This is a genomic window from Paractinoplanes durhamensis, assembly GCF_016862175.1.
Classification (GTDB): Bacteria; Actinomycetota; Actinomycetes; order Mycobacteriales; family Micromonosporaceae; genus Actinoplanes; species Actinoplanes durhamensis.
This window is the reverse complement of record NZ_BOML01000056.1, coordinates 47,568-70,329: the sequence shown is the minus strand read 5'-3', so window position 1 is coordinate 70,329 and position 22,762 is coordinate 47,568. Positions and strand designations below refer to the sequence as shown.

Here is a 22,762-nt window from a genome sequence, read left to right as displayed (position 1 = left end):
ACATGCGCCGTCGAATCCTGCTCTGTGCCGTCGCCGCCCTCGCCCTCGCCGGCTGCACCGAGCGGCCGCCCACCAAGATCCTCGAGTCGCCGGTCACGGTGCCGGCGGCCAAACTCGGTCTCGTCTCCTTCGAGTCCTGTGACCGGCTGCTGACCGAGTTACGGGCGGCCACCCGGCGAAGCATCAGCCCGTACGGCCTGTCCGGGGCCGTGCCCGCCAACGCGTCGATCGCCGGGAGCCGGGCCGACGCCGGCATGGCCGCCCCCGCCACCGCCTACTCCGGCACCAACGTGCACGAGGTCGGTGCCGACGAGCCCGACATCATCAAGACCGACGGCCGGCGGATCGTCACCGTCGACCGCGGCGTTCTCCGGGTCATCGACCCTGCCACCCGCACCCAGACCGGGCAGCTCGAGCTGGGCACTCCCGCCGACGGTCAGCTGCTGCTCGCCGGCGATCACGCGCTCGTGCTCTCGTCCTCGTATCCGCAGTTGTACGGGCGCATGGCCTCGTTCCGGCCATCGGGCGGCGACGCCGACCTCATCCTGGTCGACCTGAGTGGCCCGCCCCGCATCATCAGCCGCTACCAGGGCATCGGCCGGGTGGTGGACGCCCGGCAGACCGGCAACATCGCCCGCGTGGTTCTCAGCTCCACCCCGCGGATCGACTTCCCGTCCGCCGCGACCGACACCGACGACCTGCTGCGCGACAACCGGCAGGCGGTCACCGCGGCGCCGCTCGACGCCTGGCTGCCGTCCTGGCAGGTCACCACCGGCACGTCCGTCTCCTCGGGGCGCCTGGACTGCGGTGCGGTGAGCCGGCCCCAATCGTTCTCCGGGGCCGGGATGCTCACCGTGCTCACCTTCGATGTGACCGCGCCGGCGCTGACCGATGGCGATCCGGTCGCGGTGGTCAGCGACGGCGACATCGTCTACGGCACGCCGAGCAGCCTCTACGTCGCCAACGACCAGCAGTGGCGGCTCAACGCCATGACCGGTGCCGGCGACCTCAGCACCGAGATCTTCCAGTTCGCCCTGACCAGCGCCGGCAAACCGGTGCTGACCGCCTCCGGGAACGTGCCCGGGACGCTTCTCAACCAGTACTCGATGTCCGAATGGGACGGTCGGTTGCGGGTCGCGACCACCACCACCGCTTCGTCTTCGTCGTCGGCCGTGCGGGTGCTGAGCGCCACCGGCGGGAAACTCGTGCAGACCGGGGTGGTCGACGGGCTCGGGAAGGGCGAGCGGATCTACTCCGTACGGTTCCTCGGGTCGCGCGGTTATGTGGTGACCTTCCGGCAGACCGATCCGCTCTACAGCCTCGACCTCAGCGATCCGGCCGCCCCGCGGGTCACCGGCGAGCTGAAGATCACCGGCTACTCGGCACACCTGCAACAGGTCGGCGACGACCTTCTGGTCGGCGTCGGACAGGAGGCCAGCACCAGGGGCGTACGGCAAGGGCTGCAGGTTTCGCTCTTTGATGTTGCTGACCCTGCTCGGCCGAGCCGGCTCGATCAACGGGTGCTCGCGGACGCTGTGTCGAACGCCGAGTTCGATCCGCACGCGCTGCTGTGGTGGCCGGCGACCAAGCTCCTCGTCGTACCCGTGAAGGGCGCCTTCGACGGCGCGCTCGCCTTCCGGGTCGACGCCGGCGGCCTCAAGGCCGCCGGGCGCATCAACGGCTACGTGAACCGATCGTTGGTGATCGGCGACGACCTGTGGACCCTGGGCGAGAACGGCATGAACGTCGCCGCGCTGTCCACCCTGGAGCCGATCGGGTCGGTGGCTTTCTAGAGATACATGCCCGGGCGGTGGTCGTCGGTGGGCTGCTTCGCGGGCGCGGGCTTGTCGCCCTCGACGAAGAAGCGCTTGCCGCCGAACTCGCCGTGCAGCCGGTCGTCCAGCTCGTCGGCCAGGCCGGTCATCACCTGCACGGCCAGCATGAGGTGGGTGGCCTGGAAGTTGCGGCCGAAGACCGGGATCGACGCCCACACCGTGTCCTGCGCGCAGTAGAGGCGGCCGATCGGCATGCGGTTGGTCAGCTCGGACAGCTTGACGTAGAGCTCCTCGGTCGGCTCCACCTCGGTCAGGATCGGCGAGAAGACATCCACCAGGGGCGGATTGTCGCGAACCCGGACGAAGACCATCGCCGAGCCGGCCCGGATGCCGATGTCACCGTCCGTGTCGACCTGCAGCTGGTCGATCGTCGTCTTGGACATCGTGGCGACCACCGTGCGCACCCGCTCCTCGAGCGGCACCACCTCGTCGGCCGCGCTCGCCAGCGCCGCCGACAACTCGCCGTCCTCGTCGAGGTCATCCAGGTCGAGCACCTTGCCGATGCCCGGCTCGTGCCGGGCGGTGGCCAGCGGGGCGGTCTCGATCGGCTCGTCGTCCTCGTCGTGCACCAGGTAGACCAGGAAGGCCGGGTGCGGCGCGCCGTAGACGTCACGCAGCGTGCGGCTGACGATCGCGGCCAGGCTGCTCGACTTGTCGACGGACGAGCGCAGACCGAACGAATCGCCCGAGCCCGGCAGCACACCCGGCGGCGACCAGCCGAGCGCGACCAGGTCGGCGACCGCGGCCCGATCCATCCGGAAACCCTCGGGCAGTTCGGCGTTGCCGACCGCGAGCGCCTCCACGACGCCGTCGGGCAGCACGCGGATGCTCACCGAATAGACCGCCAGGCCGGTGCCCGAGGCGGTCGGGTCGAGCGTGACATCGATATGCCCGCCCGGGGCGAGCGTCGGCAACAGCGCGGCCAGCGCGCCGGCGAACTCCCGCCAGGCCTCAGTCACCTTGGCCCGCAGGTCAGCCGTGGTCGGCTCGTCGAGCAGGATGTTGTCGTTCGACTCGCCTGCGGCGCTGTCTACCGTCATGATCGGCACCTCCGTCTCCGCCACCCTATCGAGAGACTTCAGGCGGTGGGTTTCGACCACGAGAGCGCGAGCTGACTGAGTCGTCCGGCCACGTCCGCGGGGTCCGCTCCGCGGCCTACCGCGACACCCATGAGGTATGCCGAGACGGGCGCTCCCGGGCGTACGACACCGTGCGCGACGTCCTTCGCCAGGTCGAGAACCGCCGTGACCGGCACGTCAGCCGGGTCCAGGCCGAGCTCCCGCCCGGCCGCCTCGACCCAGGCCGCGAGGTCGCTCATCGGGCCCGCTCCTCGGCCGTGCACAGGTCGCTCATCGGGCCCGCTCCTCGGCCGTGCACAGGTCGCTCATCGGGCCCATTCCTCGGCCGTGCGCAGGTCGTCGTCGGTGTCGCAGTCGAACCATGGCGGCGGGCCCGGGCGTCGCCAGGACACCTCGGCCACGCGCAGGTATTCCATCAGCTCGCGGACGGACGCACCGTGCAGATCGCCACGCGCTTCCCGGAGCCGCTCCACCGCCTCGCGCAGCGCCGCGGTCCGCCACACCCCGCACAGCAGTTGCCGGCGGCCTTCGGCGTCGCGGTAGACGGCGCCCTGCATCGGCGCCGATTCCGCGGTCAGCCGCAGCACATCGATGGCTTCGCCGGTCAGCAGCGGCAGGTCGGCGGCGAGCAACGCGGTGAACGTGACGCCCTCCGGCACCAGCGCGAGACCGGCCGCGGTGGCCGCGACCGGACCGCCACCAGGCGGTTGCTCCCGGGTGGAATGCACGGGAACCGGCAGGTCGGGCGGCACCGGGCCGACCACGATCCTGGGGTCGGCATCATGCACCGCGGCCAGGACACGAGTCAGCATGGATTGACCGCCGACTGGCAGAGTCGGCTTATCCGCGCCGCCCATCCGCCGTGCCGCGCCACCGGCCAGAACCACCGCCGCAAACCCTCCCACGTACGTACCGTATCCCGAGCGCGTGTCGAGCGTGACCGCGCGCTCACTTCGCGGTCGTAGATCACTATCGGTTGACCGCTCGCCGATCCACCCTTCGGCGGTTGCGGCCTACGCTCGGGACATGGCGCGCACGTCGATCCGACGACCGGTCCTGAAGATCAACCTGGACTCGGCCGGCGATCCGCGGCGCGGTCCCGACGAGCTAGCTGCCGAGGAGCCGCTGGAGATCCGGCTGCGCAAGCAGCCGCTCGCGGTCACCATGCGCACTCCCGGCCAGGACATCGACCTGGCCATCGGGTTCCTGCTCACCGAGGGAATCATCCGCGCGGCCGACGACGTGGTGACCGCCCAGCTGTGCGCGGGCACCGACACCCCGAACACGTACAACGTGGTCGACGTGGTCCTCGGCGCTGATGTGCCACCGCCGGTCACCGACCTGAGCCGGAACTTCTACACCACCAGCTCCTGCGGTGTGTGCGGAAAGGCGAGCATCGACGCGGTGCGCACCAGGTCCCGCTTCGACGTGGCCGGCGACCCGATGACGGTGCCGGCCGCCACGCTGGCCGAGCTGCCCGACCGGCTGCGGGCGGCGCAGCGAACCTTCGAGCGCACCGGCGGCCTGCACGCGGCCGGACTGTTCACGGCGGCCGGCGAGTTGCTGGTGCTGCGCGAAGATGTCGGCCGGCACAACGCGGTCGACAAGGTGATCGGCTGGGCCGCGCGCGAGGGCCGGCTGCCGCTCGCCGGCCACCTGTTGCTGGTGTCCGGCCGGGCCAGCTTCGAGCTGACCCAGAAGGCGTGGATGGCCGGCATCCCGTTGCTCGCGGCCGTTTCGGCACCCAGCACGCTGGCCGCCGAGCTGGCCGACGAGGCCGGCATGACGCTTGTCGGATTTCTTCGTGGCGCCACCATGAACGTCTACTCTTCGGCACACCGCGTAACCGTCTGAACACGTGAGCTTCCGCGGCCCGTAAGCCTCGCCGCGATCTACGGCCATCTATGGTCGCGAGGCTGCCCGCATGGCTCTCACGAGACGCACCCTGCTGCTCAGCTCCGCGGCCGTCGGCGCCGCCGGTGCGGCCACCACCCTGCCGCTGTCCGCCGCCGCGACTGCCTACCGTGGGCCGCTGCGCTCGGACCCGTTCACGCTCGGTGTCGCGTCCGGCGACCCGGAGCCGGACGGATTCGTGCTCTGGACCCGGCTCGCACCGACCCCGCTCGCCGAGGACGGACTCGGCGGCATGCCGTCGCGCGACGTCCCGGTCGAGTGGGAGATCGCCGCCGACGAACGCTTCCGCCGCGTGGTGCGCCGGGGCGTCACGATCGCCCGGGCCGCCGCCGCGCACACGGTCCACGTCGAGCTCACCCACCTGCTCGCCGGGCGCGAATACTTCTACCGCTTCCGGGCCGAGCGCTATGTCTCCCGGGTCGGCCGCACCCGCACCGCACCCGCGCGCTGGGCCCGGTGCGACAGCCTGGCCATGTCCTTCGTCTCCTGCTCGCAGTACGAGCATGGCTACTTCACCGCCTACCGTCGGGTGGCCGAGGACGAGCCGGAGCTGATCCTGCACCTGGGCGATTACCAGTACGAATACAAGGCCGGCGACTACGTCATCCCCGGCGGGAACCCGCGTGACCACCTCGGGCCGGAGACCGTGACGCTGGCCAATTACCGCCAGCGCCACGCCCAGTACAAGGCCGACCCGGACCTGCAGGCCGCGCACGCCGTCGCGCCATGGGCGGTGGTCTTCGACGACCACGAGGTCGAGAACAACTGGGCGGACGAGACGCCCGAGCGACCCGACCCCGATTTCCTGGCCCGGCGGGCCGCGGCCTTCCAGGCCTACTACGAGAACATGCCGCTGCGCCGGACCTCGATCCCGCGCGGCATCGACATGCAGTTGTACCGCCGGATCCAGTGGGGACGGCTGGCCACCTTCCACATGCTCGACACTCGGCAGTTCCGCGACGACCAGGCCTGCGGCGACGGCCACAAGGAATGCGCCGACGCCTACGCCCCGGGTCGCTCGATCACCGGCGCCGAGCAGGAGCGGTGGCTGCTCGACGGTTTCCGCCGGTCGACCGCCCAGTGGGACATCCTCGGCCAGCAGGTTTTCTTCGGCCAGCGGGACAACAACGCCGGCCCGGCCGTGGTGACCAGCATGGACTCCTGGGACGGCTACGTGGCGTCGCGCGAGCGGATCACCCGCGGCTGGGTGGACGCCGGGGTGCGCAACCCGGTCGTGCTGACCGGTGACGTGCACGCGCACTGGGCCGACGAGTTGAAGCTCGACTATCGGGACCCGACCACCCGCACGGTCGGCACCGAGCTGGTCTGCTCGTCGATCACCTCCGGCGGTAACGGTGCCGACAGCGCGCCGGCGACGCACCCGTGGGCGGCCTGGAACCCCCACCTGCGCTTCTACAGCAACCAGCGGGGTTACGTCCGCACCCGGATCACGCCGAGCGCGATGACCGCGGACTTCCGGGTGCTGCCCTTCGTCACCACGCCCGGCGCCGCGGCCCACACCCGGGCCACCTTCGTCGTCGAGGACCGGGTGCCCGGCCTGCAGCAGACCGCGGACACCCCGACCCCGACCCCAGCTCCGGCTCCGGCTCTCCGCTCGACGGCCGGGGACGGCTCGGACACCGTGCGTCAGGAGACGGAACGTCCCTGACCGGTGCCCAGCCGCGGTCACAGCGACCGGCGGCGGGTGCCGCGACGTATCCGCCGCCCGCCGTCGGTCCCCCGCCGCCGATGCCCCGCCGCTGTCGGTGGAGTCAGTGCCACCAGCGCATGCGGGCCGATCCCCGCGCTCAGCACCCGGTCGAGCACCCCCGCCGTCCGGTGCCCCGGGTTTGACCTCAGCGCACGGTCGAGCGCCACCCGGGCGAGCGCCCCGTCGCCGGACCGCCATGCCGCGAACCCCAGCAGGCACGCCGGCCCCGGTGCGAAGAGGGGCTCGACCAGGCGCAGCACCTCGGTCCACAGCCGCAGGCGCCACTCGTCCGGCCCCCAGCGATCCAGCGCGTAGTCGAGCACCACCGGCTCGAGGAGCAGCACACCCAGCCACGCGATCTCGTCGTGCGACGGCACCCCGCCGGCCCGCGCGACCCGCTCCGCCTCCCGGATCGCCTGCCGGCCGGCCTTGCGCACCCACCGGCCGCCACGCGCGGCCACGACATCCTCCGCGGAGAGGTCGGTGAATCGGGCGCGAGCCCGCTCGGTGGCGGCCACCATCTCCCGCCGAACCGCGCCCTCGGCCGGAGCCACCTTGGCGACCAGGGCCTTACGGTCGGGCAGCGCCACCATGCCGCGGAAGACCGCCTCGGCGGCCAGGTCGGGGCGGCACAGCGTGCCCTCGGCCGGGCAGCACGCCGCGTCGGAACAGGTGTAGGACCACCAGCGCCCGTCGAAGACCCGCAGCGCGTCCTGCACCCGGACACCCGCCGACCTGAGCGCCCCCACCAGGCCGAGCACCGCCGGGGTGACCAGGCCGGGTGGCCCGTAGCCGAGCACCATCACCTCGGGCACCCCCTGCTGGGCGATCAGCTCCGCCACATCCTCGTAGGCGGCGACCGGGGGCGGCAGGTCGTAGCGCATGCCGACGAGAACCAGCTTCCCGGCCAGGCCGAGCACGACCAGGCTTTCGGTCGGGTGGAAGCCGAGCACGTAGGGCGTGTAGGCGACGGCTTCGGCCGGGGAACGGACGGTGATCGTGCAATCCGGGGTCATGCCGCAGAGCTTGGCGGGGCGGGCCGACCGGGGAAGTGCCAAAAGCTGAGCCTGTGGACAACCGCTCGTTATCCACAGGCTCGAAGAAAGTTGCGCAGCCTACGAGCGGAACTGCATATCGTGCAGTTCAAGCCCCTCCTGGTGCCGCTCATGCGCATTGCGGCCCAGGTCGAGCGTCAACTCAATAGAGGTAAGAACGTCGTAGCCGGCAGCGTGCAGGCTGCGGATGGCGTCCACGTTCCGCGAGTCCGGCGAGATCGTCAGAGCGGTCATGTTCCGCCTCTTGGCCTCGCTCGCAACGTGTCGCAGCAGCTTGCGCCCCACGCCCTTGTGCCGGTGAGAGATCGTGACGACGATCGGCTCCACCACGCCGGCCCGGCCCCTCATGATGATGCCGACCAGCCCGATCACCCCGTCGTCCGCGTGGTCGGCCACCCAGAGCCCGCTCAGATCGAGCCGGGTCAGATATTCCTCGAACCCTTCGCCCCCGTCGTCGGTCGGCTCTCCGTACATCCGGTTGTGCTGGTTGGTCAGCTCGGACCACAGTCGTCGACCTGCGGCGTGGTCACCTGGACGGTACGAACGCACAGTGACAGGGCTCATGCCGACATTTTGACTCCGATTCCGGGCGTCCGTAAGCCGAAGTGGAAGATAACCCCGTGGACCAGGCGTACTTGCGCGCGCACCCCGAGCATCTCCCGACATTTCTCACCCACCAGCGCATCCGGGAGACGCCGGTGGGCGGCGGCAGCGTCTCCACCGCGAGCCGCCTGACCTTGGACGACGGCACTTCGCTGTTCGCCAAGACCTGGTCGGCCGGCGACCCACCGCCGGGATTCTTCGAGGCCGAGGCGAGCGGCCTGCGCTGGCTGGCCGAGGCCGGCATCCCCACCCCCGAGCTGCTGGTGGCGCTCCCCCAGATCCTCGCGCTGGAATGGATCGACACCGGCCCGGCGACTCCGCAGGCCGCCGAGCGTCTCGGCCGGGCCCTGGCCGCCCTCCACGACACCCCCGCCGACACCTTCGGCGCACCGTGGCCCGGCTTCATCGGCCCCCTGCCGCTGGACAACACGCCGCACCGCGGCCCGTGGCCGGCCTGGTTCGCCGAGCGTCGCCTACTGCCCTACCTGAAGGCGTCGACCGACAACGGCGCCCTGACCCCACCGGACGCCGTCCACGTCGGCCGCGTTCTCGACAGACTCGCCCACGCCACCGACGACGAGCCGCCCTGCCGCACCCACGGCGACCTGTGGCCCGGCAACATCCTGTGGTCCGACGACGGCCGGCCCTACCTGATCGACCCCGCGGCCCACGGCGCCCACCGCGAAACCGACCTGGCCAACCTCCACCTCTTCGGCGGCGCGCCCCACCTCGACAGCATCTTGGCGGCCTATCAAGAGGTGCATCCGCTCGCCGACGGCTGGCGCGCGCGGATCCCCCTGCACCAGCTCCACCTGTTGCTGGTGCACACGGCGGCCTTCGGCGCCTCCTACCGGACCGCGGTGGTCACGGCCGCGACGAACGCCCTGCAAGCGCTCTGACCGACGAGGCGGCGCCGAGTTGGCTCGCTATCGACGGGATGGGCGTTGGGCCTCGATCAAGAAGCGCTGGGAGTGCGCCACGAAGGGGCCGTGGTTGCCGATGTGCGCGTGCATGGCCTGCAGGTGGTCGTAGTAGGCGCGGACCGTGAAGCTCGGGACGGTCCAGATGACCTTGCGGAGGAAGACGATGACCGCCGCGACGTCGAAGAACTCCATTCGCAGTGCCTCGGAGCGCAGCTCTTGGACGGTCAGGCCGGCGGCGGTGGCGGCACTGCGGGCACGCTCAGGGTCTCGGACCTGGCTGATGGGCTGCGGGCCCATGATGAAGTCGGTCAGCTCGTGAACGGAGCCGGCGCCTACCTGCTGAGAGAAGTAGGTGCCGCCGGGGGCGAGCACCCGGGCCACCTCGTCCCATCGGATCGTGACCGGGTGGCGGCTGACCACCAGGTCGAACGAGCCGTCGTCGAAGGGCAGGTCGTCGCTCTCGCCGACCTCGACCACCTGGCCGCCCAGCGGGGCGAGTCGGGTGCGGGCCAGGGCCGCGTTCGGTGGCCAGCCCTCGGTGGCCATCAGCACCGGCGGGGCCTTGGGGATGCCGGCCAGCACCTCGCCGCCGCCGGTCTGCAGGTCGAGGGCTCGTTCCGCCTGCGCCATCCGGTCGCCCATCAGCCGGGCGTATCTCCACGACGGACGCTGCTCGGTGGCCCGTCCGGCGAACCACGAGAAGTCCCATCCCTCCACCGGGACGGACTCACCCTCGGCCACCAACTCCTCGAACGACGCCATCCGCCGACCTTTGCAGCCGGCCCCGGACTCGATCAACCGGATTCCCTCATCGCGCGGGAGGTCACCCGCAAGCTACGGCGCATCGGGGCGCCGGCGCACGCGAGACCGGTCGGGCCGGGGAGCCCAGCGCGAGTGCGTTGTCCACAGCCCGAAATCCACCAGGGCAACTGTCACGATCAGCAGCTAGGGTCGGTACATGAGCGAGCCTAGAAGATCCGTGGCGGTAGGTGTCGCCCGTGATTGAGCTCGCTGATCGGTTCGGGCGGGTGGCCACTGATCTTCGGGTGTCGCTGACCGACCGGTGCAACCTTCGGTGCACCTACTGCATGCCTGAAGAAGGGCTGGCCTGGCTTCCCCGGGAGGAGCAGCTCACCGATGACGAGGTGGGGCGGCTCGTTCGGATCGGGGTGACCCAGCTGGGCATCACCGAGGTGCGGTTCACGGGCGGCGAACCGCTTCTGCGGCGCGGGCTGCTCGGCATCGTGCGGGCGGCGGCTGCTCTTTCGCCGCGTCCCCGGCTGATGCTGACCACCAATGGGATCGGTCTCGAGCGACTGGCCGCGCCGCTGCGTGACGCCGGGCTCGATCGGGTCAACGTCTCGCTGGACACGCTGGATCCGGAGCGGTTCCGGGCGCTGAGCCGTCGCGACCGGCTTCCCGACGTGCTGCGTGGGCTCGCGGCCTCGGCTGCCGCGGGGCTGACTCCGGTGAAGATCAATACAGTGCTGATGCGGGGGATCAACGACGACGAGGCGCCGGCTCTGTTGCGTTTTGCGCTGGCGCACGGCTATCAGTTGCGGATCATCGAGCAGATGCCGCTGGACGCGCAGCATCGGTGGGATCGGCACTCGATGGTTACCGCCGAGGAGATCCTCGCGACGCTGGAGCCGTTCAACCTGCAGGCAGATCCGGTTTCACGTGGAACAGCGCCGGCCGAGACCTGGCTCGTTCCCGGTCATCTGGATGCGGCCGGCGAGCCCGCCCGGGTTGGCGTGATCGGCAGCGTGACCAGGCCGTTCTGCGGTGACTGCGACCGCACCCGCCTGACCGCGGACGGCCAGATCCGCAACTGCCTGTTCGCCACCGACGAGAGCGATCTACGCAAGCTGCTCCGCACCGGCGCGCCCGACCAGGAGATCGCCGAGGCCTGGCAGATCGCCATGCGCGGCAAGCGGGCCGGCCACGGCATCGACGATCCCAGCTTCCTGCAGCCCGCCCGCCCGATGTCCGCGATCGGAGGGTGATCGTGCCCGCCCGCCTGACCGTCCGGTTTTTCGCCGGTGCCCGCGCCGCGGCCGGCGGTGTCTCCGCCGAGCCCGCCGAGGCCACGTCGCTCGAAGAGCTCACCCAGCACCTGACCGACCGCCACGGCGAACGGCTCGGCCTGGTCCTGAAGTCGGCCAGCTTCCTGGTGGACGGCCTGTCCTGCCATGACCGCCGTGCTCCGCTCCCGGCGGGCGCAACGATCGACGTCCTCCCACCCTTCGCCGGCGGCTGACCCGTCCGCTGCGCCTCCAACTGCAGCCGGAGGCACGTCTTCTCGGCCGATCCCAGCCGAGCAGGAAGGACCCGCCGCCTCGAGCGGCGCGGCTGCAAGCTTCCGCATGTCAGCTGGAAGTGCCGGAAGCCAGCTAAGGCCGGACGGCAGCCAACCGGGCAATGGTCGGCCTCGGCTGCGGCGGTATCCGGCGGCCTCGTCGCCGGATGGGGCGTGCGCTCGGGAGGGCCGGATCTTGCGGTGGGCGGCGCGGCGTGTGGTCGGGGCGGGCAGACCGGGTGGGGCCGTGCGCTCGGGAGGGCCGGATCTTGCGGTGGGCGGCGCGGCGTGTGGTTGGGGCGGGGAGACTTAGCGTCTCGGTGGTGGCTAGGAGGACGTTTTGATCGTTTTTGTCGGTTTGGTCTTTATCGTCATTGGGCTGATCCATTTTTATCTCTGGAAGCGGCTCCTCAAAGATCCGATCCGGTCGCGGTGGGGGCGGCGGGCGGCTGCCGTGGTGGCACCGACGCTTGCGCTGCTTGTCCCGGCGACGCTGATCGGGACCCGGACCGGTCACGCTGAGTGGTTGGCCTGGCCGGGATATCTCTGGCTGGCGTTGATGTTCTATCTGCTCGTCACGCTCATTTTGTTGGAGATTCCGCGAGCTGTCGTTTTGCGTTGGTGGAAGCTGCGGTCGCGTACGCAAGAAAACGCTCGGAATGAGACCGACGGTGACCGAGCGGCTACGCAAAGCGATATGCGCGACTCCGTCGCGCTGAAAGCCGGGATTTCGGGCCACCGAGAAGGCTTTGGGAATGCGGCCGAAATGGCCGGCGCGACCGCGGAGAGCAACCCGGTCGGGGTGCAGGACCGGCCTGCGGATCAACCGGGCAATGCGGACGGCGAACAGCGCGCCGACGGAGTGGATCGGCGGCTGGTTCTGGCTCGGGGGATGGCGATCTTTGCGGGGCTCACGGCCGCGGGGATCACGGGATATGGCGTCAAGACCGCGCTGGGGGCGCCTCAGCTTGATCGGTTCTCGTTGCCGCTGGCGAAGCTGCCCCGCGGCATGGACCAGACGCGCCTCGCCGTGGTGTCCGACATCCACCTCGGGCCGCTCACCGGGACCCGGCATCTGGAGCGGATCGTCGACCTGATCAATTCGGTACAGGCGGACATCGTGTGCGTCGTCGGTGATCTGGTTGACGGCAGCGTTGCGGAACTGGGGCGGTTCGCGGCGCCGCTCGCCGACATCGAGTCGCGGCACGGGGCGTACTTCGTGACCGGGAACCACGAGTACTACTCGGGGTACGAGCCGTGGGTGGAGGAGGTGTCGCGGCTGGGTGTGCGGCCGCTGCGCAACGAGCGGGTTGAGATCAACGGGCTGGATCTGGCCGGGGTCAACGACCTTGGCGGTACGCAATACGGGGACGGGCCGGACTTCGCGAAGGCGCTCGGCGACCGGGACTCGGCGCGGCCGGTGGTGCTGATGGCGCACCAGCCCGTGGTCGCCCACGATGCCGCCCCATTTGGGGTTGATCTTCAAGTTTCCGGGCACACGCACGGCGGCCAGATGGCACCCTTCAACCTGCTGGTCAAGCTGCAACAGCCCGTCGTGTCCGGTTTCGGGACGGTGGACGGGGTGCCGGTGTACGTCACCAACGGCGCCGGCTTCTGGGGACCACCGGTCCGGGTGGGCGCGCCGCCGCAGGTCACGGTCATCGAATTGCGGACCGTCTGACGAAAATTCCAAGTATCAAGATCCGTAAGTTTGTAGCGCGTGGCGATTGGTGAGGGAACCGGAGGGCGTGACAGGATGCAGCGCGTGCCCTCGGACAACGCAGGGTCCTCGGTCGCCGCGGACGCATACGTCGCGGATCTGCACATCCACTCGCGGTACTCACGCGCCTGCTCGCGCGATCTGACCCTGCCGAACCTGGCCTGGTGGGCCCGCCGCAAGGGCATCGCCCTGCTCGGCACCGGCGACTTCACCCACCCGGCATGGTTCGACCACCTGCGCGAAAGCCTCGTCGAGGCCGGCGACGCGAACGGGCTCTTCCGGCTCAACGAAACCGACGAGACCGAAGTCGTCAAACGGCTGCCGGGCTCGCTGCAGGCCACCAAAGCCGCGAAGTTCATGCTCAGCGTCGAGATCTCGACGATCTACAAGCGGGACGACCGGACCCGCAAGGTGCACCACCTGATCTACATGCCGGATTTCGCGGCCGCGGCGAAGTTCAACACCGCGCTCGGCCGGATCGGCAACCTCACCGCCGACGGCCGGCCGATCCTCGGTCTCGACTCCCGCAACCTGCTGGAGATCACCCTCGATGCGGGCGGCTACCTGATCCCGGCGCACATCTGGACGCCGTGGTTCTCCGCGCTGGGCTCCAAATCCGGCTTCGACGCGATCGCCGACTGCTACGCCGATCTGGCCGACCACGTCACCGCGGTGGAGACCGGTCTTTCCTCCGACCCGGAGATGAACTGGCGAGTGTCCAGCTTGGACCGTTATCGCCTGGTCTCGAACTCGGATGCGCATTCGCCGGCCGCCCTGGCCCGCGAGGCGACACTGTTCACCGGTGAGCCGGATTTCGAGGCGGTCAAACACGGCCGCGGCCTCGCCGGCACCCTGGAGTTCTTCCCGGAGGAGGGCAAATACCACGCCGACGGCCACCGGACCTGCGGCGTCAACTGGGAGCCGCAGCGCACCCGCGACGCCGGCGGCCGCTGCCCGGAATGCGGCAAACCCTTGACCGTGGGCGTGCTCAGCCGGATCGAAGATCTAGCCGACCGGCCGGAGGACTTCAAAAAGCAGGGCCAGCACGTCGAGCACCTGATCCAGCTGCACGAGGTGCTCGGCGAGGTGAACGGCGTCGGCCCGAAGTCGAAGACCGTCGAGGCCCAGCTCAACCACCTGGTCGCCACCCTCGGCGCCGAGCTGGACATCCTGCGCCGGGTGCCGCTCGACGACATCGGGCAGGCCGGCGGGGACGATCTACGCGAGGCGATCACCCGGCTGCGCCGCGGCACGGTCCGGCGGGTGCCGGGTTACGACGGCGAGTACGGCGTGATCACCCTGTTCGAGCCGGGCGAGCTGCGGAACAAATCGACGGCACCGCAGGTCGAGACCCTGTTCGACATCCCGGCGTTCGACGTGCCGCAGCAGCGCAAGCCGGAGAAGGCGGCACCCCCGAAGCCCAAGCCGGTCAAATCAGCCAAAGAGCCCAGAAAGCCAGAACCTCCGCTCGCGACCCCGGTCAGCCCGCACGAACCGTTCGAGCCGATGCTGGCCGGCATGGAAGAGGTCGGCACCGGCCTGCTCGACCGTCTCGACGCCATGCAGCGGGTGGCGGCCAGCGCCCCCGGCGGCCCGCTGCTGATCGTCGCGGGCCCGGGCACCGGCAAGACCCGCACGCTGACCCACCGGATCGCCTACCTCTGCGCCGAGCTGGGCGTCTTCCCGCACCGCTGCCTGGCGATCACCTTCACCCGGAGGGCCGCGGCCGAGCTGCGCGAGCGCCTGGACGCCCTGCTGGGCGACGGCGCCGAGGACATCACGGTCGGCACGTTCCACTCGATCGGCCTGACCATCCTGAAGGAGAACGCCAAGGCGGCCGGGCTCGGCGCCAACTGGCGGATCGCCGACGACCGCGAGGTGGCCGAGGCCCGCGAGCAGGCCGGCGACGACGACCTGGCCTACAAGAAGCTGCTCCGCCAGCAGGATCTGGTCGATCTCGACGACCTGATCGAGCTGCCGGTCAAGACGCTGCGCGACGAGCCGGCCCTGGTCGAGAAGTACCGCAAGCAGTACCCGTGGATCTTCGTGGACGAGTACCAGGACGTCGACGAGGTCCAGTACGAGTTGTTGCGCCTGCTCAGCCCGGCCGACGGCAACCTGTGCGCGATCGGCGACCCGGACCAGGCGATCTACTCGTTCCGCGGCGCCGACGTGAAGTACTTCCTGCGCTTCAACGAGGACTTCGTCGACGCCCGCCTGGTCCGCCTGACCCGCAACTACCGGTCGAGCGCCCCGATCCTGGCCGCCGCGGTGCAGGCCATCGCCCCGAGTTCGCTGGTCAGCGGCCGGCGGCTGGACCCGGCCCGGCTCGACCCGGAAGCCCCGCTGGTCGGCCGCTATCCGGCGGCGAGCGTCGCCGACGAGGCCGACTTCGTGGTCCGCACCGTCGACGAGCTGGTCGGCGGCCTGTCGCACCGCTCGCTGGACTCGGGCCGGATCGACTCCCGCTCGGTGATCGCCGGCAACCTGTCCTTCTCGGACATCGCGGTCCTCTACCGCACCGACGCCCAGTCCGGCCCGATCGTCGAGGCGCTGTCCCGGGCCGGCGTGCCGGTGCAGAAGCGGTCGCACAACCGGCTGCGCGACCGGGCCGGCGTGCAGGTCATCGCCCGCGAGCTGCGGCACGCCCGCGGCCTGGACGGAACGCTCGCCGCCCGGGTGAAGCTGACCGCGCAGGTGCTGGCCCAGCGCTACGCGGCCCCGACGCTGGACGCCGAGCAGCTGGCCCCCGAGGACATCTGGGCGGCCGCCGACCTGCTGCAGCCGCTGGCTCAGCGGGTTGGTGAGGACCTCCAAACACTGCTCCAGGAGATCGAGATCGGCGCCGAGGTCGACGCGCTGGACCCGCGGGCCGAAGCGGTCAACCTGCTCACCCTGCACGCGGCCAAGGGCCTCGAGTTCCCGGTGGTCTTCCTGGTCGGCTGCGAGGACGGCCTGCTGCCGCTGCGCTGGCCGGGCAGCACGCCGAGCGACGACGAGATCGCCGAGGAACGGCGCCTCTTCTTCGTCGGCCTGACCCGCGCGCAGGATCGCCTCTTCGTGAGCTACGCGGCCCGCCGCTTCCGGCACGGCAGCGAGCGCGAGCAGAGCCCGACGCCGTTCCTCGACGCGATCGATTCCGGCCTGTTCGAGCGGCTCGGCGACACGGTCCCGTCCCGCCCGAAGGACCGCCAGCTACGCCTGCTGTAGCGCCAGGCCGAGCACCGCTCCGACCAGAAGCGCCGGCCCGAACGCAATCGGTCCGCGGCGCCCGGCACGACGTGTGACCAGCATGAACAAGGCGATCGGCCCGTTGATCAGGTGCGGCGCGAGCACGCCGAGAAACACCGCCGGCCAGCCGGCAAACCCCAGGATCAGGGCGAGCACGGCGGCCAGCTTCACGTCACCGAGCCCGAGGCCACCGAAGAAGGCCAGGATTACGTACGCCGTGAGCACCGCGACCGCCGCCACGAGCGAGGCACCGACCCGCCCCGGATGCAGCACCGCGAGCGGCCCCGCCGCCGTGATCGCGAGCGCCCCGACCAGCGGATCCGGCAATCGCAGGCAGTGCATGTCGATCATCGCGAGCAACAGCCCCGGCACGGCCGCGAGCAGGTAGGCCGGCAACTCCGGGGACGGCCCGACGGCAACCGCCAGGACCGCCGCCACCGTCGCGCCGGCGATCACCGGGACGGCGTACCCACCGGAGCAGGAGCACGCCGCTCCCACCCGTACCCAACCGGAATGCCCGGGCGGAAACGGCCGTAGGCAATCCGCACAGACCGGACGAGGCGTGTCGGCGTAGCCGACCGCGAGCCGATGAGCGAGCCGCGGCAGGAAGGCCGCGGAGGCCGCGCCGAACGCGGTTGCGATGATCACAAACAGTGGCGACACGACCGTGGACCGTATCGGCACGGAGTAGTCTCCGGCGGTCGTGTTGCCGACAGCAGCGGCGATTCCGTACGGGTTCGGATGACCCCCGCACGCTACGGTGGCATGCAGCGCTGGACCGCATCCGGAGGAATCCCCCATGTCGCAGAACGGACCGCACTCCGGCCCGCCGTGGTCACACGGGAGCTCCGACGAGCCGTATGCGGAGCCCGCCGACCCGTGGGGTGAGCAGAGTGCCCCTGAGCAGTCGTGGGGTGCGCATCCGCCGTCGATCCCGATCCCGCAGCAGCCGGTCTCGTCGTCTTATCAGCACTCGCCGCCGCCGTTCGACAGCGGCGCCCCGATGTGGGGCCAGCCTCCGCCGCCCCCGCCGACCAAGCGGAACACCCCGATCATCGCCCTGGTGGTGACGCTCGGCGTGCTGATCTGCATCGGCCTGGGCACGACCGCCTGGCTGCTGAAGGTGCGCAACGACAACAAGCCGCAGGCCGGCGCGTCGCCGTCGACCGCCGCCACCAATGTCGGCGCGGTGCCGCACGGCAGCGAGGACGCCCGCTTCAACGTGAAGAAGGGTGATTGCGTCGTCAACGAGGGCACCGACGAGCTGCCGGAGATGAAGGCGACCCAGTGCACCTCGGGCACGTACGAGGTGCTGGAGCGGATCAACGGCAAGACGACGGGGGAGAAGGACGCCGAGTCGAAGTGCTCGAAGGTCACCGGCTACACGAAGTGGTACTTCTACGACAGCCCCCTCGATGACCTCGACTTCGTGCTCTGTCTGAAGGAACATAAGGCGATCTAGCCCAGTCTCGGAAAAATGCAAGAAAGCTCTAGATCAGCCACGACACCTTTCCCTAGCCATGTCTAGCGTTTTGGCTAGATGACCCGATACGGTGCTATCCGTGGATCCGGTGAGGAATCCGTACGCACCCGGCGCCGGCCAGCGCCCGCCTGAGCTGGCCGGTCGCGGCCGCGAGCTGGACGCGTTCGACGTCGTGCTCGAGCGGGTCGCCCGCGGCCGCCCCGAGCGCAGCCTGGTGCTCACCGGCCTGCGCGGCGTCGGCAAGACGGTCCTGCTCAACACGCTGCGCTCGGCCGCGATCGGCCGCCTCTGGGGCACCGGCAAGATCGAGGCCCGCCCCGACCAGTCGCTGCGCCGCCCGGTCTCGGCCGCCCTGCACATGGCCATCCGGGAGATCGCGCCGCATCACCGCGACCCCGACCGGGTCGACGAGGTGCTCAGCGTGCTCAAGGCGTTCGCGCTGCGGGTCAACGACCCGAACGGCAAGATCCGCGACCGCTGGTCACCCGGCATCGACGTGCCGCCCGCCCGCGGCCGGGCCGACTCCGGCGACATCGAGATCGACCTGGTCGAGCTGTTCACCGACGTCGCCTCGCTCGCCACCGACGTGGGCACCGGCATCGCCCTGTTCATCGACGAGATGCAGGACCTGGGCCCGGCCGACGTGTCCGCGCTCTGCGCCGCCTGCCACGAGTTGTCGCAGCTCGGCGCGCCGTTGATCGTGGTCGGGGCCGGCCTGCCGCACCTGCCGGCCGTGCTGTCCGCGGCCAAGTCCTACTCCGAGCGCCTGTTCCGCTACCAGCGGATCGACCGGCTCGACCGGGTCGCCGCCGACCTCGCGCTCTGCGCGCCGGCCGCCCGCGAGGAGGTGGAATACGAAGCGAAGGCGCTGGACCTGCTCTACGAGAAGTCCGGCGGCTATCCCTACTTCGTGCAGGCCTACGGCAAGGCCACCTGGGATCACGCGCCGCAGTCCCCGGTGACCGACGCCGACGTGCGGGTGGCCGCCCCCGAGGCCGAGGCCGAGCTGGCCGTCGGCTTCTTCGGGTCCCGCTTCGAGCGGGCCACCCCGGCCGAACGGGAGTACATGCGGGCGATGGCCGTCCTGTCCGGCGACCCGGGCAACGACATGGACGCCGCCGTGCCGACCTCGGAGATCGCCACCGCGCTCGGCCGCCGCCCGGCCAGCCTCTCCCCGGCCCGCGACGCCTTGATCAAGAAGGGCCTGATCTACTCCGGCGAGCGGGGCACGGTGGCCTTCACCGTGCCGCACTTCGGCCGGTACCTGCGCACCCAGCCGGTCTAGCGCCCCGATAAGGGGTATAACCAGATTCATGAAGCCGGTACGCACCGCCGCCCGCGCCATGCTCGCCTCGGTCTTCGTGGTCAGCGGGGTCCGCATCCTGATCAACCCCGGTGACGCCCGGGTCGAGGCCGCCAAGCGGGTCACCGACCACGTCGGCCCGCTGCTGGAGAAGGTCGATCCACGCATCCCCAGCGACGCCCGGAGCCTGATGCGGATCAAGGCCGCCTCCGACGTGGTGGCCGGCCTGGCACTGGCCACCGGGCATCTGACCCGCCCGGCCGCCGCCGTGCTCGCGGCCGGTCTGGTGCCGACCACCATCGCCGGTCACCCGTTCTGGAGCGCCGGCAAGCCGGAGCGCGACGCCCACCAGACCCAGTTCCTGAAGAATCTGGCGCTGCTCGGCGGTCTGCTGCTCGCCGCGGTGGACACCGAGGGGCGGCCCGGCCTGCGCTATCGCACCACCCACGCGGCCCAGCGGTCGCGCCGGGAGGCGAAGCGCGCGTTCAAGACCGCCAAGCGGGAGGCCAAGATCGCCGCGCTGTCGGCGGCGGCCGCGCGCAAACTGCCGGGATGACAACCTTGTCGCGCTCCCCGCGTTAAGCGGAGGAGGGCCTCTTAAGCTCGCTTTCGCTCGCCCGCGGCATCAGCCACGGGCGGGCTCGGGCCGCGCCGTGCCCCGGGGACGAGAGCGACGGGGGTCGCGGCATGCGCAGGTCCGCTGTGGTCACGCTGGGGTGCTTCGGCGCCTGCTTGCTGATCGCCTGGCTTTTCCTTCGGTACGGGCTGAGCACCGCCGCCGTCGACCGGGCGGCCGTCCGCGACTGGTTGTCCGGCGGCACCCTCTACCCGGGCCGGGTCGGCACCGTTCTCCCGCCGCCGGCCGCGGTCCTGTTCTCCCCCGCCGCCTTCCTGCCGCTGAAGGCGGTCGGCTGGCTGCTCGCCCTGGTCGGCCTGACCGCCCTGGTCCTGGCCCTGATCGCGCTGGTCGGCCCGGTCGCCCGGCGCTACGGCAAGCCGCGCGGCCCGGCGGTGGCGACGGCCGTGGCGTTGGCCCTGCTGACCGAGCCGGTGCGGGCCACCCTCGGCCTCGGCTGCCTCGACCTCATCGTGTTCGGCCTGATCACCGCGGATGTGGTGGCGCTACGCCGGTCGGCCTGGGCGCGCAGCCGGGCCGCCTGGTGGCCGGGACCGCCCGCCTCCCAGCAGCCGCGGGCCCGCTCCGGGGTGCTGCGGCGGTTCTGGGCGACCGGGGCGTGGGCCGGGGTGGGCGTCGGGGTGGCGACCGCGCTGACCGTCAGCCCGGTGCTGTTCATCGTCTATCTGGTCGTCAGCCGGCAGTGGCGGGCCGCGTTGACGGCCATGGCCACCACCGGGTCGATGCTGGTGGGGGCGCTGCTGCTCGCGCCGGGGGCGACCTACGGCTGGTTCTCCTCGGTGCTGCCGAAGGTGGACCGGGCCGGGCCGCTGGACGACGTCGCGAACCAGTCGCTGGCCGGGGTGCTCGCCCGGCTGTACGACTCGGCGACCACGCCCGTACTCATCTGGTTGTCCTTCGCCGGGCTGCTGGTGGCGGTCGGCCTGATCCGGGCCCGGTCGGCGCACATCGACGGCGACGAGATCGCGGCGTTCACCCTGGTCGGGCTGACCAGCGCCGCGGTCGGGCCGGTCAGCCGGATCCACGAGCTGGTGTGGGTGCTGCCGGCCGTGCTGCTCCTGGTGGATGCGGCCGCCCGGCGTCGGGTGGCGGTCCGGCGGTTCCGCCCGCAACGCTTCCCGGGGGCCCGGTTCGCGATCTCGGCCGCGGCCGTCTACCTGCTGTTCGTGCTCGATCCACGGTGGACGGCCGCCTGGGACTCGTATGCCATCGCGGTAATTCTGCTGCTCAACGCCGTGCCGTGGCGTCCCGGGGTGGCGCCGGCCGTGCCGGTTCGGCGGCAGCCGCAACCGGTGACCCGCCGCACGCCCGCCATCCCCGGCCCTAGGGGCAGTTGACCCATTCCTCGGTGCCGTCGGTGAAGACCTGCCGCTTCCAGATGGGCAGCCGCGCCTTCACCTCGTCGACGGTGCGGGCACAGGCCGCGAACGCCGCCGCCCGATGGGCGGTGCTCACCGCCACGACCAGCGCGACGTCGCCGATCGCCAGGGTGCCGATGCGATGCGAGACCGCCACCGCGTAGACGTCCGGGTCGGCCGCGATCTCGGCCGCGACCTCCCTGATGATCCCCTCGGCGCTGGGGTGGCCCTCGTATTCGAGCAGCGTCACCCCGCGGCCGTCGTCGTGATCACGCACCACGCCCTGGAAGGTGACCACCGCACCGGCCCGCCGATCGCTGACCGCCTTCTCGTGCGCGGCGAGGTCGAGCGGCTCGTCCCGCACCTCGGCAATCACCACGGCCCCGGTCACGGCCGCTCTCCCGGGACCAGCGGCAGCTGCAGGAAGGAGGCCGACTCACCGGCGGTGACCCGGGTGCCCGGGCGCACCACCACGAATCCTTGGGCGTTGGACAGGCCGCGCAGCATCGCCGATCCGACGTGCCCGACCGGGGTCGCCGACCGTCCACTTCGGTCGAGATGGGCCAGCACCAGATGGGTGAAATCGCCGCGACCCGGAATGTCGGTGGCCGCCTCGACCTGCGGCATCGTTGGCGCCGGGCGGCCCTGCAGGCCGGCCAGCAGCGGCGCGACCAGGGTGACCAGCGCGATGATCGCCGACTGCGGGTTGCCCGGCAGGCCGGCCAGGAACCGCGGGCGGCCGTCGGCACCCGGGATGCGGGCCAGCAGCATCGGGAAGCCGGGGCGCACCGCGACGGTGTTCACGATGTACTCCGCGCCGAGCTCGGCGAGCGCCGGATGCAGGTGGTCGACCGGGCCGTGCATGGTGCCGCCGGTGGTGCAGACCAGGTCGGCGGTCGTCAGGGCGCCGCGCAGCGCGGCGAGATGCGCTTCCAGAGTGTCCTGCACCGGGCCGGTCACCGCGGCCGGGTCGACGACCGCGCCGCCGCGGCGCAGCCAGCCCGGCACCTGCGGGCCGAGCGAGTCGCGTACCCGGCCGGCGCCCGGCGGGCCCGCCGTGAGCAGCTCGTCGCCGAAGACCAGCACCGCGGCCCGCGGCCGGGCAAACACGTTCAGCACCTCGTAACCGCAGGTGGCGGCCACGCCGATCACGGCCGGGTCGACCGCCGTGCCGGCCGGCAGCAACTCCTCGTCCTTGTGCGCCTCCTCGCCGGGCAGCCGCCACTCGGCCGCCGCGCGCGGTGTGCCGGTGACCAGGCCGGCGGTGTCGCGGGTGGATTCCTCGATCCGCAGCAGCGCCTCGGCGCCGGCCGGGACCATCGCGCCGGTGGCGATCTCGACGCAGGTGCCGTCCGCCGCCAGCGGGGGCGCGACGCCACCGGCCAGCACCCGGCCGACCGGGCGCCACGGCTGCGGGCCGCGCACCGCCCAGCCGTCGATGCTCGAGGTGGCGAACGCGGGCAGGTCGGTGAGCGCCCGCAGCGGCTCGGCGAGGGTGCGGCCGTCGGCGGCCGGCAGCGAGACCGGCTCGGCCGGGCCCGCGGCCGCCCGACCGGCCTGGTAGGCGAGGGTCCGGGCCTGTTCCCAGTCGACCGGCATGGTGTCAGCACT

General features: G+C 71.3%; 21 protein-coding genes. 12 read left to right on the top strand and 9 right to left on the bottom strand.

What is annotated here, in order from left to right; translation table 11 throughout:
- The first annotated feature begins 2 nt into the window (after window positions 1-2).
- Window positions 3-1,793: a beta-propeller domain-containing protein gene (locus Adu01nite_RS33495; protein ID WP_203733044.1), complete on the top strand. Its 1,791-nt coding sequence runs from the start codon at window positions 3-5 to the stop codon at window positions 1,791-1,793.
- Here the strand turns inward: Adu01nite_RS33495 and Adu01nite_RS33490 are convergent.
- The 3 genes from Adu01nite_RS33490 to mobA form a co-directional block, all read right to left on the bottom strand.
- Window positions 1,790-2,875, bottom strand: a complete 1,086-nt coding sequence (locus Adu01nite_RS33490; RefSeq protein ID WP_203733042.1) for a T3SS (YopN, CesT) and YbjN peptide-binding chaperone 1 — start codon at window positions 2,873-2,875, stop codon at window positions 1,790-1,792. The two genes, Adu01nite_RS33495 and Adu01nite_RS33490, sit on opposite strands and share 4 nt — an antisense overlap.
- A gap of 38 nt (window positions 2,876-2,913) precedes the next feature.
- Window positions 2,914-3,153 carry a DUF6457 domain-containing protein gene (locus tag Adu01nite_RS33485; protein ID WP_203733040.1) on the bottom strand — a complete coding sequence of 80 codons (240 nt, stop codon included), beginning with the start codon at window positions 3,151-3,153 and terminating at the stop codon, window positions 2,914-2,916.
- 66 nt (window positions 3,154-3,219) lie between these two features.
- On the bottom strand, window positions 3,220-3,801 hold the full coding sequence (gene mobA / locus Adu01nite_RS33480; RefSeq protein WP_203733331.1) for a molybdenum cofactor guanylyltransferase: 582 nt from the start codon (window positions 3,799-3,801) through the stop codon (window positions 3,220-3,222).
- A 139-nt stretch (window positions 3,802-3,940) separates the two neighbouring features.
- Between mobA and fdhD the strand changes: the two genes are divergently transcribed.
- Complete coding sequence (gene fdhD, locus Adu01nite_RS33475) at window positions 3,941-4,768, top strand: formate dehydrogenase accessory sulfurtransferase FdhD (RefSeq protein ID WP_203733038.1); 828 nt, start codon at window positions 3,941-3,943, stop codon at window positions 4,766-4,768.
- Window positions 4,769-4,838: 70 nt separating this feature from the next.
- Window positions 4,839-6,497: an alkaline phosphatase D family protein gene (locus Adu01nite_RS33470; protein WP_203733036.1), complete on the top strand. Its 1,659-nt coding sequence runs from the start codon at window positions 4,839-4,841 to the stop codon at window positions 6,495-6,497.
- Window positions 6,498-6,514: 17 nt separating this feature from the next.
- Here the strand turns inward: Adu01nite_RS33470 and Adu01nite_RS33465 are convergent, their stop codons facing one another.
- Both Adu01nite_RS33465 and Adu01nite_RS33460 read right to left on the bottom strand, forming a co-directional pair.
- A complete protein-coding gene (locus Adu01nite_RS33465; protein ID WP_203733034.1) occupies window positions 6,515-7,555 on the bottom strand; it encodes a DUF4192 domain-containing protein in 1,041 nt (346 codons plus the stop codon).
- A 99-nt stretch (window positions 7,556-7,654) separates the two neighbouring features.
- Window positions 7,655-8,158 carry a GNAT family N-acetyltransferase gene (locus Adu01nite_RS33460; RefSeq protein ID WP_203733032.1) on the bottom strand — a complete coding sequence of 168 codons (504 nt, stop codon included), beginning with the start codon at window positions 8,156-8,158 and terminating at the stop codon, window positions 7,655-7,657.
- Between the two features lie 56 nt (window positions 8,159-8,214).
- Between Adu01nite_RS33460 and Adu01nite_RS33455 the strand changes: the two genes are divergently transcribed.
- Window positions 8,215-9,096, top strand: coding sequence for a fructosamine kinase family protein (locus tag Adu01nite_RS33455; protein ID WP_203733031.1), 882 nt, complete (start codon window positions 8,215-8,217; stop codon window positions 9,094-9,096).
- 27 nt (window positions 9,097-9,123) lie between these two features.
- On the opposite strand, the gene Adu01nite_RS33450 is transcribed toward Adu01nite_RS33455, so the two are convergent.
- Complete coding sequence (locus Adu01nite_RS33450) at window positions 9,124-9,882, bottom strand: class I SAM-dependent methyltransferase (protein WP_203733023.1); 759 nt, start codon at window positions 9,880-9,882, stop codon at window positions 9,124-9,126.
- Between the two features lie 236 nt (window positions 9,883-10,118).
- Between Adu01nite_RS33450 and moaA the strand changes: the two genes are divergently transcribed.
- The 4 genes from moaA to Adu01nite_RS33430 all read left to right on the top strand — a co-directional run bounded on the left by moaA (window position 10,119) and on the right by Adu01nite_RS33430 (window position 16,349).
- A complete protein-coding gene (gene moaA / locus Adu01nite_RS33445) occupies window positions 10,119-11,126 on the top strand; it encodes a GTP 3',8-cyclase MoaA (protein ID WP_239132883.1) in 1,008 nt (335 codons plus the stop codon).
- Entirely contained in the window at window positions 11,126-11,380 is a 255-nt protein-coding gene (locus Adu01nite_RS33440; RefSeq protein ID WP_379138305.1) for a MoaD/ThiS family protein, read from the top strand. The genes moaA and Adu01nite_RS33440 overlap by 1 nt, the downstream gene beginning before the upstream one ends.
- Window positions 11,381-11,762: 382 nt before the next feature.
- The gene (locus Adu01nite_RS33435; RefSeq protein ID WP_203733330.1) at window positions 11,763-13,100 is read left to right on the top strand and encodes a metallophosphoesterase; all 1,338 of its coding nucleotides are present in this window, start codon (window positions 11,763-11,765) and stop codon (window positions 13,098-13,100) included.
- A gap of 75 nt (window positions 13,101-13,175) precedes the next feature.
- On the top strand, window positions 13,176-16,349 hold the full coding sequence (locus Adu01nite_RS33430) for a UvrD-helicase domain-containing protein (protein ID WP_203733003.1): 3,174 nt from the start codon (window positions 13,176-13,178) through the stop codon (window positions 16,347-16,349).
- On the opposite strand, the gene Adu01nite_RS33425 is transcribed toward Adu01nite_RS33430, so the two are convergent.
- Complete coding sequence (locus Adu01nite_RS33425) at window positions 16,335-16,826, bottom strand: prepilin peptidase (RefSeq protein WP_239132881.1); 492 nt, start codon at window positions 16,824-16,826, stop codon at window positions 16,335-16,337. The genes Adu01nite_RS33430 and Adu01nite_RS33425 overlap by 15 nt on opposite strands.
- A 343-nt stretch (window positions 16,827-17,169) precedes the next feature.
- On the opposite strand from Adu01nite_RS33425, the gene Adu01nite_RS33420 reads away from it, so the two are divergent.
- The 4 genes from Adu01nite_RS33420 (at window position 17,170) to Adu01nite_RS33405 (ending at window position 21,130) form a co-directional block, all read left to right on the top strand.
- A complete protein-coding gene (locus Adu01nite_RS33420) occupies window positions 17,170-17,832 on the top strand; it encodes an LppU/SCO3897 family protein (RefSeq protein ID WP_203733000.1) in 663 nt (220 codons plus the stop codon).
- A 100-nt stretch (window positions 17,833-17,932) separates the two neighbouring features.
- Complete coding sequence (locus tag Adu01nite_RS33415) at window positions 17,933-19,138, top strand: ATP-binding protein (RefSeq protein ID WP_203732999.1); 1,206 nt, start codon at window positions 17,933-17,935, stop codon at window positions 19,136-19,138.
- Between the two features lie 28 nt (window positions 19,139-19,166).
- On the top strand, window positions 19,167-19,712 hold the full coding sequence (locus tag Adu01nite_RS33410) for a DoxX family membrane protein (RefSeq protein ID WP_203732997.1): 546 nt from the start codon (window positions 19,167-19,169) through the stop codon (window positions 19,710-19,712).
- 131 nt (window positions 19,713-19,843) lie between these two features.
- Window positions 19,844-21,130, top strand: a complete 1,287-nt coding sequence (locus Adu01nite_RS33405; protein WP_203732995.1) for a glycosyltransferase 87 family protein — start codon at window positions 19,844-19,846, stop codon at window positions 21,128-21,130.
- Here the strand turns inward: Adu01nite_RS33405 and Adu01nite_RS33400 are convergent.
- Together Adu01nite_RS33400 and Adu01nite_RS33395 are read right to left on the bottom strand one after the other, a co-directional pair.
- A complete protein-coding gene (locus tag Adu01nite_RS33400; protein ID WP_203732988.1) occupies window positions 21,117-21,542 on the bottom strand; it encodes a molybdenum cofactor biosynthesis protein MoaE in 426 nt (141 codons plus the stop codon). The genes Adu01nite_RS33405 and Adu01nite_RS33400 overlap by 14 nt on opposite strands.
- The gene (locus tag Adu01nite_RS33395) at window positions 21,539-22,750 is read right to left on the bottom strand and encodes a molybdopterin molybdotransferase MoeA (RefSeq protein ID WP_203733328.1); all 1,212 of its coding nucleotides are present in this window, start codon (window positions 22,748-22,750) and stop codon (window positions 21,539-21,541) included. Before Adu01nite_RS33395 ends, Adu01nite_RS33400 begins: the two co-directional genes overlap by 4 nt.
- Window positions 22,751-22,762 lie beyond the last annotated feature (12 nt).